This is a genomic window from Paenibacillus sp. FSL F4-0100, from assembly GCF_037993005.1.
GTDB lineage: Bacteria > Bacillota > Bacilli > Paenibacillales > Paenibacillaceae > Paenibacillus_AQ.
Map to the genome: position 1 here is coordinate 6703801 of NZ_CP150303.1, position 13020 is coordinate 6716820.

Annotated in this window: 10 protein-coding genes; 1 reads left to right on the forward strand and 9 read right to left on the reverse strand. The window is 50.1% G+C overall.

Annotation, left to right across the window (positions count from 1 at the left end):
- Nucleotides 1–59 precede the first annotated feature (59 nt).
- The 3 genes from trxB to MHH48_RS30650 form a co-directional block, all read right to left on the reverse strand.
- Complete coding sequence (trxB, locus tag MHH48_RS30640; protein WP_076325400.1) at nt 60–1001, reverse strand: thioredoxin-disulfide reductase; 942 nt, start codon at nt 999–1001, stop codon at nt 60–62.
- 491 nt (nt 1002–1492) lie between these two features.
- Nucleotides 1493–3514, reverse strand: a complete 2022-nt coding sequence (locus tag MHH48_RS30645) for a heavy metal translocating P-type ATPase (RefSeq protein WP_076325398.1) — start codon at nt 3512–3514, stop codon at nt 1493–1495.
- 335 nt (nt 3515–3849) lie between these two features.
- Nucleotides 3850–4959, reverse strand: a complete 1110-nt coding sequence (locus tag MHH48_RS30650) for a PEP-utilizing enzyme, TIM barrel domain protein (protein WP_076325397.1) — start codon at nt 4957–4959, stop codon at nt 3850–3852.
- Between the two features lie 274 nt (nt 4960–5233).
- On the opposite strand from MHH48_RS30650, the gene MHH48_RS30655 reads away from it, so the two are divergent.
- A complete protein-coding gene (locus tag MHH48_RS30655; protein WP_306024479.1) occupies nt 5234–5518 on the forward strand; it encodes a hypothetical protein in 285 nt (94 codons plus the stop codon).
- 451 nt (nt 5519–5969) lie between these two features.
- On the opposite strand, the gene MHH48_RS30660 is transcribed toward MHH48_RS30655, so the two are convergent.
- From MHH48_RS30660 to MHH48_RS30685, 6 genes are all read right to left on the reverse strand, one after another.
- Nucleotides 5970–7304, reverse strand: coding sequence for an alkaline phosphatase (locus MHH48_RS30660; RefSeq protein ID WP_256720770.1), 1335 nt, complete (start codon nt 7302–7304; stop codon nt 5970–5972).
- A 115-nt stretch (nt 7305–7419) separates the two neighbouring features.
- Nucleotides 7420–9675 carry a N,N-dimethylformamidase beta subunit family domain-containing protein gene (locus MHH48_RS30665; protein WP_076325396.1) on the reverse strand — a complete coding sequence of 752 codons (2256 nt, stop codon included), beginning with the start codon at nt 9673–9675 and terminating at the stop codon, nt 7420–7422.
- A 366-nt stretch (nt 9676–10041) separates the two neighbouring features.
- The gene (locus MHH48_RS30670) at nt 10042–10296 is read right to left on the reverse strand and encodes an acyl carrier protein (RefSeq protein WP_076325395.1); all 255 of its coding nucleotides are present in this window, start codon (nt 10294–10296) and stop codon (nt 10042–10044) included.
- 3 nt (nt 10297–10299) lie between these two features.
- Nucleotides 10300–11334, reverse strand: a complete 1035-nt coding sequence (locus MHH48_RS30675) for an HAD-IIIC family phosphatase (protein WP_076325394.1) — start codon at nt 11332–11334, stop codon at nt 10300–10302.
- Complete coding sequence (locus tag MHH48_RS30680; RefSeq protein ID WP_076325393.1) at nt 11318–11776, reverse strand: GNAT family N-acetyltransferase; 459 nt, start codon at nt 11774–11776, stop codon at nt 11318–11320. Before MHH48_RS30680 ends, MHH48_RS30675 begins: the two co-directional genes overlap by 17 nt.
- A gap of 25 nt (nt 11777–11801) precedes the next feature.
- Nucleotides 11802–12971: a bis-aminopropyl spermidine synthase family protein gene (locus MHH48_RS30685; RefSeq protein WP_076325392.1), complete on the reverse strand. Its 1170-nt coding sequence runs from the start codon at nt 12969–12971 to the stop codon at nt 11802–11804.
- Nucleotides 12972–13020: the final 49 nt, after the last annotated feature.

Here is a 13020-nt window from a genome sequence, read left to right on the forward strand (position 1 = left end):
AGTCTCCTCTACTTATGATTTGGCTCTGCTAAAAGCCCGTTCGATCTCTATCTATCAGTTTACAACACGACAGCGTTGTGTTCCAAACTCTCGATATATTTCTCCGCATCCATAGCTGCCATACAGCCGCTTCCCGCCGCAGTGATCGCTTGTCTGTAACGAGTATCCTGCACGTCGCCGCAAGCAAATACGCCTTGGATATTCGTCGCCGATGTTCCCGGGGTCGTTACGATATAACCGTTCGGATCCGTCGTAATGTTTGCGCCGAGGAAACCGGTGTTCGGATGATGACCGATCGCCACGAATACGCCGCTGACCGTGATCGTCTCTTCTTCCCCAGTCTCATTGTTAAGCACTTTGATACCTTTGACGCCTGTCTCGTCCGCAATGACTTCCTGCGGTGTGCGGTTCAATGCCCATTCGATTTTTTCGTTAGCGCGGGCGCGATCCTGCATAATTTTCGAGGCACGAAGCTCCTCCCGACGGTGAACCAGCGTTACTTTGGATGCAAAGCGGGTCAGGAAGTTCGCTTCCTCCAGCGCGGAATCGCCGCCGCCGACAACAACGATCTCTTTGCCGCGGAAGAAGAATCCGTCACATGTTGCGCAGGTACTTACACCGCGTCCTACATTATCCTGTTCTCCCGGAATGCCAAGGTATTTGGCCGTTGCGCCTGTAGAGATGATCAACGTTTCAGCAACTACCTCGCCGATACCGTCTACGTCCAGCTTAAACGGACGCTCTCCGAATTCCACGCTGTTCACCCAGCCTGTACGAAATTCCGCGCCAAAACGTTCAGCCTGCTGACGCATATTGTCCATCAGTTCAGGACCCATGATACCTTCGGGAAAACCCGGGAAATTCTCAACTTCGGTTGTGGTTGTCAGCTGCCCGCCAGGTTGCGGACCTTCAATGACGAGTGGGCTCAGGTTCGCACGAGCCAGGTAGATTGCAGCCGTAAGGCCGGCAGGGCCTGTGCCTATAATAACGGATTTGTACATATCGTTTCCCTCCTATATATGGAACGCTTAATTATAATCATTATAAATTAATATTAATTATGGTTATATCAGAGCCGTCTGTCAATATGTCACATCACACCCCATCTGAAAATATTGTTAATCCATTCTTCATAAATCGCACTGAAATCCAATATTTTTGGGAATTGGACCCCTTTCTGCAATGAAGAAGACGGTCTTGATGTTCTGGAAACGTTTACTTCGAAAATAATCGTACGCATTGAGGGAGTTAGATGAATATAAGGCTACCAAGTGCCTCCCCCACTCTTTCAACGAAAGGAAGATGAATGTTTGATGAAAAAAGGACAACGTAGGCACGAGCCCTAATGCCGAACCTAGCAGCGTAGAAGCTTGGGAGAAATCGAGATCGTCCACGGCCATTGAGAGCCAACCAAAAAGTCCCCTTCTTCCCGAAGAGGAAAAGAAGGGGACTTTATCATTAACACAAGCACAGATTAGCGATGACCGATCGATTAATGGTTGGAACGCAGCAGACGAAGCCCGTTCAGTATAACCAGAATGGTGCTCCCCTCGTGACCGATGACGCCCAGTGGCAGCGCAACGCCTTGAATGAAATTGGCTGCAATCAGCGTCAAAATCACGGTGATGGCAAATATCATATTTTGCTTCACGATGCGCTGAACCCGGCGTGCCACCTTGACGGTGCCGGCAATTTCATCGATGTTATCATTCATAAGCACCGCATCCGCTACCTCCAGCGCCGTTCCGCTTCCCGAAACGCCCATGCCGATACCGACGGTCGCGGTAGCCAGTGCCGGCGCATCGTTCACACCATCTCCAACCATAACCACATGGCCGTAACGGGACCGAAGCTCCTTAATATGTGTAACTTTATCTTCCGGCAGCAAATCGGAGAACACCATGTCTACGCCGCTTTGCTTCGCAATCACGTCCGCCGTCGCCTTGCGGTCCCCCGTCAGCATCGCTACCTTGATGCCCAGCTGCTGAAGCCGCTTAACAGCCATCGCCGCTTGAGGCCGGACTGCATCCTGCAAAGCGATCATACCCGCGATACGGTCTCCCTTCAGAATAACGGATACCGTCTTGCCTTCGGATTCCAGCGTGTTCCGGAGGGACAGCCAGTGCTGGCGATTCTCTTCAAGCGCGCTCATTTCCTTTTGCGCGGAAGCTTCACCCGAATACTGATCTACAGTCGGTTGATCCAAAATATCACTTTTTCCTATTTTCCAGGTAATGCCTTCTACATCCGCCTGCATACCCCAGCCTGTTATGGACTGGCCGTTCTCCACCTGCTGCAGCTCGGCCCCCTCTTTCTGAGCCGATTGGACAATCGCCAAGGCCAGAGGATGCTTCGACATTCTTTCGATAGAAGCACTGATACCAAGCAATTCATGCCGATCCCAGCCCTCGCCTGCGATAAAATCCGTAACCACTGGCGTACCAAGCGTCAAGGTACCGGTCTTATCAAAAGCAACAACCGCCGTACGTGCCATATTCTCGATATGGGCGCCGCCTTTGAACAGTACGCCTTTTCTGGCGCGATTGGAAATCGCCGACAGCATCGCGGGCATGATCGAAGATACCAGCGCGCAAGGGGATGCTACGACGAGAAACACCATCGCTTTATAGAAAGTGGTATCCCAATCCCATCCCAGGACAGGAGTAGCCAGAACAATCAGGGCCACGGTCGCAATGACAACGACACGGGCATAAATCGATTCGAACCGCTTGATGAACCGCTGCGATTCCGGTACTTCGTTCTCCGCTTCTTCCACCAATTTGATAATCTTGGCGAACAACGTGGATTCCGCCGACTGGGTAACCTCAATGTACAATACGCCTTCCCCGTTCAAGGTTCCGGTAAATACTTCATCGCCTACGGACTTGTCGACCGGTACGGATTCGCCGGTAATCGAAGCCTGGTTGACCGAGGAGCTGCCGCGATAAATTTTGCCGTCTGCAGGAATAAGCTCGCCCGGCTTTACCAGAATCAGGTCACCTATCTCCAGCTTGCTGATGGATATTGATACCATCTCCCCCTTCTCGATGCGCAGAGCCGTCTCCGGCTGCAGCTCCATCAAGGACGAGATATCCTTGCGGCTTCTTTCCATGGTATAACTCTCAAGCGCCCCGCTGAGGGCAAAGATGAAGATCAGCATTGCGCCTTCATTCCAGTACCCGATCGCTGCAGCTCCCATAGCAGCAGCAATCATTAGCAGATTCACATCCAGATCGCGCTCCTTCAGAAGGGTCTCCACACCTTCTTTGGCTTTTACCCATCCGCCGACGGCGTAGGATATCACATACAACACAACAGAGAGCGGCTCAGACCATTGGCTGGTCAGCCAAGCCACCAGCATCAGCAGGCCGCTGCCCAGTGCAGCCACGACCTCCGCGTTGCTCAGCAGGCTGCGTATATCCCACTTCCCAGGCTGCCGCGGCTCACGTGGATCCGCTCCATTTTCTCTTGTCGATATGCGTCCAGTCGTCGTTTGACTTTGTATCCATTGCATAACCAATCACCTTCCTAGTTGAGAATGAGATCCATTATTACTACCCTTAAAATGACACATGCTGCCCCGGCTTGGCCGGAGCAGCATGCTAAATGAGAATGAGAATCATTTTTGAACTTATACAATTTATTTTCCTTCGTACAACTTTATATGTATCATACTCACTTCATCCTCATTTGTAAACCATATTTTTCACATTTTTTAAATGCTGAAGAGTGCCTATTGGTGTTCCCTGATGATGAAGATGAACCTTCAACACGTAAAAAAGCCCTTGCGATCTCTCGCAAGGACTTCTCTCTATACAATCACTTATTTCGTAAAGCGCTCACATTCCATCAATCGACAATCGTCGAACATCTGCGGCGCATCTCCAGCCTCGCGCCGGTTATTCGAATGGCTGCAATCTCTGAGGGCTGACAGCACACTTCGTGTATACCCTGCCGGTAAACCATCCGTAAATCCGTGGCAGCCACCCCATTGATCCGGAGCCTTAATTGCGGCTTCGTTCGCCTAATTCGATGGATCATCTCTGAGAAAGCCGCAACCCTGTGTCCTGCCTCATCCGGGGATTCGGAATTCTCCGTACCCTCCGAATCGAATACAATCACATCGGCCAAACGGGCAATCTCCGCTGCCGCTGCTGGTTTCATCCCTTCTCCGAACAGCGCCCCATAGCGAATACGCACAAAACGCCTTTGATCCATAAGGGTCTGCTCTGCCACTTCTTCGATAAAATTATGAATCGATATAAAGTCATCCGCGTGCGCCGGACGTACAGCCAGGAGCTCTAATTGGCAGTCTACGCCTTCCTCGCTGCACTGCTCGACAGCTCGGAACAGGGACTCCAGCTGAGCATCCTGCGCTTCACGTAACTCCATCGTGTTGGAAAGCCGGGCATCATGCAGCAAGCTGACCGCACATCGGGCTCCACCCGCCGCCTGAAACACCGACACCCAATAGGTCTTCCATAGCATAATGAGTCTCCGCCTTAACAGGGCGCTCTTCTCTGCGCTCCGCGAATTCAACCACGCCGTGTAGACTTCCTGCAGCAGGCCATGCTGCAGAGCATCCTCCCCACGTATCAGCCCAATTCCCTGAGCACCTTGCCTGATATCTCGTGCAATGGATTCAGGGTCTGCGGATCGGCTCATGACTTTCAGTCTTCGGTTCTTGTCACTCCACCCCAGCAGTCGGGTCAAGGAAGGTCTGTCCGTGCCGTTATGCCGGATCCCGGAAACCCTGAGGGCTTCTTCAATATCGTCAGGCGATGCCAGTAACAGCAATACCTCCTCATGGGTGACTCCTCCTGCCATTGCAAAATGCTTCAGCAGATCCGTCTCGGGAGAAATCTCGTTTGCCATAATCTCCTCTGTTCTGATGAACTCTTCATCTTCAAATCGACGCTCTCCCAATTCACTGCCAGCTCCCCATTGCCTTTCCGTCATGGTTATCCTTCTACTCCCTTTCACCTTGAATTGGATAAACGCCTCCTTACAGATTATTATGAAACAATTGGAAATATACAGCGCATGGGATAAACACCGGCTGAAAAATATCGGGAGGGAACGAGCCATGCCCCTACTCTCTTTATGCAGGATGCCTGCGCAAAGGCGGGAAAGCTTGACCCTATCTATTTATCCTTCATTTCACGGACAGGATAAAACCTATACAATGGAGGAATGAATCGAAGACGCAAGAAAACGTAAGGGAGAGTCGAACATGAGAACTGATTATGATCATTGGGAACCGATCAGCGTATCGGATACCGTCAGAATTTTTGCTGATATCCCTGCTCGTTGGTATATCGCCGGAGGCTGGGCTTTGGATTTATATTTGGGAGAGCAGACCCGGGAACACGGCGATATCGATATCCTGATCCTTCGCGAAGAGCAGGCCGCCATTTACGCTGCATTAGCCAAAGAATGGACGCTGTACAAAGCGGATCAAGGAACCTTATCAATCTGGGAGGAAGGCGAATATTTGCATTCGGTTGGCGATGTATGAGTAAGCCGAAATGATGAAACCCCATTTTCATTCCAGATCATGTTGGTAGAAACCGAACAGGACCGCTGGGTTTATCGAAGAGAACCGTCGATCCGAAGACCTCTCCAAGATATATCCTTAAAAACAGACCAAGGAATTCCCTATCTGAAACCGGAGATACAGCTTCTATATAAGGGTGGCAGTAAGAACATTCGGGAAAAAGACGAGCAGGATTTAATCAAGGTGCTCCCCTTCCTTCACCCGCAAGCTAAAACATGGCTTACCCATGCGCTCCGTACGCAGTTTCCATCGGGTCACCCCTGGATCGATTACATCGCATCCTCGTTATAGCCGCCGAGCGGACACACATCTCCATAAAAAAGACTGCTCCATGGTTTAGCCAAAATAACCGGAGAGCAGCCGCTGTCATATCATTACCTTATCAGAATATGGAATTCCCATTCAGCTCGTTTCACTTTTTATACTTGTCCTCACCGAAATCGATGTTCATTATCCGAGCGACCAAATGCGGTAAGTCCGTATTATTGTGTAGTCCGCGAAATAACTCAGATCCCGGTCCAAAAGCATACAGCGGAACATCCACACCCGTATGCAGATAGGTATTCCATCCCACGATGGAACGTTTGCTGATGACATGATTTATAGCTTGCATAGCGTCAGCAGCATTGATAATTGCGATTTCTTCCTCAGGCGTCACATCAATGCCGGCATAAGCTTTGAGCACCTCTTTGACATTGCTTCTATCCGTCTTCAGCTCTTTAGTCATATAGAGTCCGGATGCTTGTACCTGCCGCAGCACCTCCAGTTTGGCGTCCGTTTGATCATATCCTCCGACCGCCATTCCTCCGGTGTCGTGATCACCGGCTATAACGACTAGCGTGTTCCCGTCCTCTTCTGCAAACTTTCTTGCCAGCTCCACTGCTTCTTCGAACGATTCCGTGTCTTTCATGGCCCATGCGGCATCATTGTAGTGACCGGCCGAATCAATCTGGCTTCCTTCCACCAGCAGGAAAAAACCGTCCTTGTCTCTACGGAGAATATCGATCGCTTTTCCCGTCATTTCTTTCAGGCTTGGTTCGTTCGTATGCTCCCGGTCCAGCTCAGGCGCCATATCTCCGTCCGCGAACAAACCGAGAATTCGGTTTCCACTTGCTAATTCCAGTTGAGTCCGGTTCTCAACTACACGATAACCTCTCTGTTTCGCTTCTTCCAACAGATTGCGGCTGCTTTGCTTCCCTCCCATAGTCTCAGGAAGAAAGAAGGCCTTACCTCCCCCTAGCAAAACATCCGCAATTTGCAGTTGCTGCTGCGCAATAAGGCTTTCATCTTTCCTTGAGAAAACATGCGATGAGAACGCAGCTGGGGTCGCATCGGTAATGCTCGAAGTAGCTACGAGACCGGTTGCCTTACCCTGTTCGCGGGCCGCCTCAAGAATCGTCTTGCGCTCAATCCCATCGGGAGTTCTCCCGATCATTCCGTTATTCGTCTTGTATCCCGTGGCCATTGCAGTCGCCGCTGCGGCTGAATCGGTGAGCGCGGAATCAGCCGAATATGTCCTTACCATGCCTACAATCATGGAATCCATCACAGAGGGCTCACCCTTGTACAAACGGTAGTTGGCTGCATAGGCAGGTGAAAATCCATCCGGAATCATAAAGATTACGTTTTTGGCCTTCGTACGAGAATTGGAGGCGGCTGCCTCCGCCGATTGGTCAGCCTGCAAACCCAACATGCAGCATACCAGCATAAGAGTCAATATGGCAGCAGCTGAAAACTTAATTTTCACAGTTCCTCACCTTCCTTAATGGGTATTCTGAAGCTGGAACCAAATATGAACGGGGCACATGCGTGCCCCGATTCGCCCACTGTTGTCTCAGATGAATTGATGCATGTCCTGTTTGCTACAGCAGCAGCTTGCTCAGCACGTTGTCGCTGATACGGACTACATTGTTGTTATAATCGTTCCAACCTAGGCTGCCGGCCCAGTTAACCGAACCGACAGAGAACACAGCGCCGCCGCCATGAATATCAAAATAAGTCATGTCCGCCCGCACGAGCGGATTTTCGGTGCCCCCCTGACCTGGTGCAGTATGAAGTTGATCTTCATGCACGAATTGGTAGTTATCGTCATGACCGGTCGACGTCGCCAGACGCAGCGTGTGCGGAGGTGTTCCGAAACTCAGATCGTAACGGTCGATCTCATCGCCAGCGGCTCCTCCGGCAGCATGTCCGAAATCACCAATGATCTCGTTCTCGTCGATACCCTCAAAAATAAACCCGGCTTCCGGTTTGAAGCTGTCGTCTAACCGCCGGTAGCCGGTAGCAGACCCGCCACCCAAAGCGCAAGTTCCTACACCGACTAGACGCTGGGGCATATAACCATGGTGACGCCATAGACCGCCGGACTCCCCCGTCGTGCTGTGGAACAGTTCACCAGGAGGAGAATCCGAAGCACGTGAACCGGCGTTACCGCGCCTTACTTCCAATAGTGACGGCCGGTCCGGATCAAGACTCGTTACCCAATAAAACCCGTTCCCGCCTAAATACATGACCCGCCCGCCATTCGCTAAATATTGCTCCAGCGCCTTCATCATCGGTCTCGTCCAGTATTCGGGATGGCTCCCGGTGATCAGCACCTTGTAAGGGCTCAATAGATGAACTCCCTCATGATGCAAATCCTCGTCCGTAGCAACGTCATAGCTCTGACCCCGTTTTTCCAGCCACCCTGTAATGTACAGATCGGCGGAAAAGTGGCGCACAGCCCGCCAGTTACGGTAGTGAGGCCGGATATTCAGAAGCGGTCGCAGACGGGATGAGAATTGCACGCCGCTGCCATCGTTATGCAGGTCGTAGATGGAGCTGCCCACCTCGGGATGTTCATCCAAATAAACGTCCTGGGAAGGAAGAACGTAGTCCTCACCCAGATAGTCTTTGGCAAATTTAAACAGCCGTTCGTTCCCGTAAGCCAAATAAGTATTAGTCGGCGCAAGAAACAGAACGGGTGCGCTTGCGGTTCCTTGAAGAGGGCGAACAAAGAAAGGAATAAAGTCTACGCTGCCTTCAGCTTCAAGTTTGAGCGCATATATTCCGCTCGGCAGATCACCCGGGATCTTCCAGGAAATATCAATCTCCCACTCGGCATCGACAAGATCATTATCATGAAAGTGAACAGCCGCATATTGTTTAGGTGCGTGCCGGTAGTCCAGGTGTTCCCCAGTCCAGTTGTGACTGGTTACCGCTCTTGTGCCCCCCTGATGCAGGGTGCCGTGATAGCCGCCTGCCGACAGGTCCTCAAGGCGTGTTGAAGCAATATCGACGCTGAAATCGTAATCCGCAAGGGGAACAACGCCAATTCCGTCTGTGCCTAGCAGTACGTCCGGTAACAACTCCTCGGGTAGAAGCTCTCCCCAGAACCGGGGATTGCCGATTTTACCATTGTAATGATGAATGGTGCGTCCCGGAGCGGCAGGGTCGGAATCCGCAGCGATCAGGACGCGCGCTAAGGCGACATTGCTGTAATCCAGATTTGCAGCAGCGGTATGAACTTGTAGGCCGTCATCCGCCTTCCACCCGTCCCGGCTGTTGACAAAAAGCTTGACTGCCTGTGTGCTTGCCGCATACTGAAGGACTACGGAATACCATATATTCTCCTTAAGCGGGATATCGGTGCGGACTGTAACGGATTGCCCGCAGCCCCCGGTTAGGGATAACGCCAGACGTCCGTCAGTTTCCAATGCCAGGGCAGCGCCGGATGTGCCATCTGCAGAGCGTGCGGACCAGACGGTCTGAATATAGTCATATACGGGAACCGTCGGGAAAATCCACAGCTGTGCCGAGAATTCGCCGCTCTGCATCCAATTTCCCGGCAGGGGCAGCTCGGCATAGGAACCTGGAGCCGTTATCTGCCGCCGCCCAGGATATTCACCTGCACAATCTGCCGACACCGGTTCTGTCGGAAAAAAAGTCGAGTTGTCCGGATCAGGCATTCCTCCGATTAAACGCACAATATCAGCCGTATATACCGAGCTTCCGGTATCAATCATAAAGTGCAGATCTTGACCGGGTTGGACGCTGAATTCATTCGTATACCCGATAATAGTTACAGGATTTGGCGCCTGCGGATCGGTCACATTCGCCTTCACATCTTCTTTGGACATTCTTACATTCCTCCCGTAGTTCAAAGTTTTTCTTTGTACAACGTGAATCGGTTCTGTTATGCCTGCCATGAATAAGATGAGAACAAACACCTGGGTTCCTTCCTCTTATACCACATACAAGTTTTCGAAATTCTTCCATAAGTTGTATGAGATATAATAGAATTATAGCATGTAAATATTATGGTAAGAAGGCAAAACTTGTTATAATAAATAAAATCTACTGAATATTGGAAGTGATATCAATTGATCCTTGCATGATTATCCACCTGTTTATTCAATAAAATGAAAAACACCATGACGAAGCAGGAATAATTCCCGCTTCGTCATGGTATTGTGAGGATCCTATCTTCTGATGCCTGCTGTAATTCAGGAGTTCTCCCGTTTGCTTTTAATCACCCATTCCGTCAGGTTCTTAACACTGCTGATGGAATCCAGAGTCAAATCATCCTCGTCCACCGTAAAGTCAAACCGCTTCTCTAACTCCGCAAGCAGTCTAATAAATGTCATAGAATCCAATACTCCGGCCGTGCCGATTAAGACGGTATCATTATCAACAAATGACAACTGAAGCATTTTCTTAATTATGTCCGTAATCTCTTGTTCGATCGCATCGCGGTTCATCGTTCATTCTCCAATCTCGAGCCAATTAAATACTTTGTGCGGAAGCGGCAGTTGCAGTATGTAAGTGGATGCCAAGTCATCCGCAGCGGATTTCTTGAAGCCCAGCATTTCCAATAACAGTCTGGCCGGTAAATTTCGTTGTTTGCGCACCAATCGGCACCGTACAGCTTTCGCCATCGGCACCTGTTGTCCCAGCCGTTCAAGAACCGTATACAAAAATGCCGAAGCGATGCCACGGCCTTCGATCCGACAGGAGATGCAAAAGAGATCCAGATTGATTTCTGCGTCGACTATATTCACAAAACAGGTCCCGATAAGCCCGTGCGCGCCGAACCGATCCTCAAGCTTGGCCACATACAAATAGCGGCCGTCCTGCTTGCAATAGGAATCGACGAACGTCATGTCAATTCTCTCCAGCAAATTGTTCATCTGATTCGTACGATGGGACAATTCAACAACCCGGGGGTAATCCCTCTCCTGCGCTAATCGGATCTGCAGCTTCATACCGCATTCCTTTAAAAATTGCTCACGGCTTCCCTTGTGCTCTTTTTGGGCTTCTTCTCTCCTAGATCGCGCCTGCATATATTGACGCCGGTTCTCCGATTCCTCGGTCGCATGACCGATCTGAAATTCGGGGTACTCAGGCAAATCCCGATATTGACGGGCGTCATATGTACGTATCTGAGGAGCATAATAGTTTATTTCAAAGCGTTCGAACGGATCATTATCGATCAAAGCCAGCGTATCCAACCCGATGTTCAGTTCCTTCGCTATCCGTTCCATACTGAGCGCTTTTGAGTCAAAATGACACTGTGGATACAGAAAATATTGACCGACGTCCAGCTCCTCCAGCTTGCTTTTCACCTGGTCCCAGTTGTTGCGGCTGGCTATGCTCTGAACAATTCCGCGTCGGTCCAACGTATCGAGGATGTTTATTATCCCCGGCAGCAGTTTAATGCCTGCTTTGTCTTCTTTAAGCGTTCCCTGCCACAACGTATCGTCTAAGTCCCATACTAGACATTTAATCTTGGGGTCCATTAGGAAATAGCTCCATCGTCAAATGTGTCGGCTTGAAGCCGTATTTCTTATAGAGAAGCCGCATCGGCAAGTTGCTCACATGCACCTTACCTACGATCTGCGTAACTTCCTCGCTTCTGCAGTAGTTCATTCCCGCCTCGAAGAGCTCATCGACATAGGCGGTTCCCCGGCAGGATTCAGCAATATAGAAACTTTTGAAATTCGCATACATCTCTTTGGTAACCGAGTTTTTACGCGGGGTTATCCACATCCAGCCTGAGATTTCCCCATCTACATCGAGAACAAGCATTCCTTCCCTTTCATATCGAAGAGCCTTTTCTAGCTTTTTCGTATGAAATAGAGGATCGGTAATCGCATCTTCTCCGAATGAAATCATGGAGATTTCTGTCTCGAATATTGTAATAACAGGGATATCCTGGGGCTCGATTTCTCTAATCGGCATCGTGCTGTAACTCCAATCTGTATTCTTATGCGTTCTTTTTTTGAATGAGCTCGAAAGTCTCATAGCGGCATCCCGGGCAGCCCTCTTTCTTCAGGTGCTCAATCGTTTGCCACTCCATTTGGAAACCTACTTCGGTCACGCGATTACAGCGTTTGCACTCGTATAAGCGAACCGTACGTTTGACTTCCCCGGTATACAGCGCTTGCCTGTATTCACGTTCGATACTTTCGTGGGTCTCTTCAGTAGATTGTAACACAATCATCTGGCTTGTGTTACCAATAATTTCCGCACCGATATATTCATTGAAGCGAGGCAAGACACTTGTCACTAACAAGCCCATATTGGCAAATTCGCGCTGCATCGCCAAGGTGAAGTCAGGCGATTTGTGGGCGAACGACAGGAAGATAGGCAGTCCTACATCCCGCTTCAGCAATTGAATTCCGCGGGAGACGAATAACGACATCCCCTGCTGTGTATAAGGCGGATCGGTGAATACGCAATCAAAGCGGTTCAGAAATTCAGACGGAAGCTGTTCGCGAAAATCCATTTCGTAGCAGACGATCGGCAAATCTTCGGTTTCCGCCAGATAGTTCACATAGCTGGTAATACGTTTGTCAATTTCGAATACGTAAATACGGGTGTTCGACTTGGAGGCATCGTTACGATAAAGCTGCTTCAGCAGAAACGCCAGCGACACACTGACGAGATCATCGTCCCCCAGACAAACGATATCCCTGCCGATTAGAGCCTCGTGACGAAGCGCCAGAACAGCCCGGTTCATGCTCGTAGCCAGAGTGCAGCTTGACTGATCAATCGTAACATCGACCTGAGGCCGTCCCTCAAAGACGCTCTCCAGCTTGGTCATCATGTCCTTCAGTTCGTCAGGCTGCCACTGCTCGTACTTCAAACGCTGATACAGGTCATGATCCAAATCGCCGAACCCCATCACTTGCTCGGCAAAACGGCTTCCTCTTGCCGTGCAGTTCACCCCCCGCTTTTGTTCAATGAGGCCAACCTTGATTAGCTCTTTCTTAATTGCGGACACCAGCGGCAGGGGCAGCAGCGTTTTTCTGGCAATCTCTTTGGTGGAAATGCCCGGTTTGAAGTAAATATCCAGAAGAATATTCTCAATTACTTTTTTTCCTTCTTTCATTGACACTTGAGAATAAACGTAATCTATCAGTTCCTCGTTCATATATTTACCACCAGCCCCTTTAATAAATATATTATCCAACACAATGCAC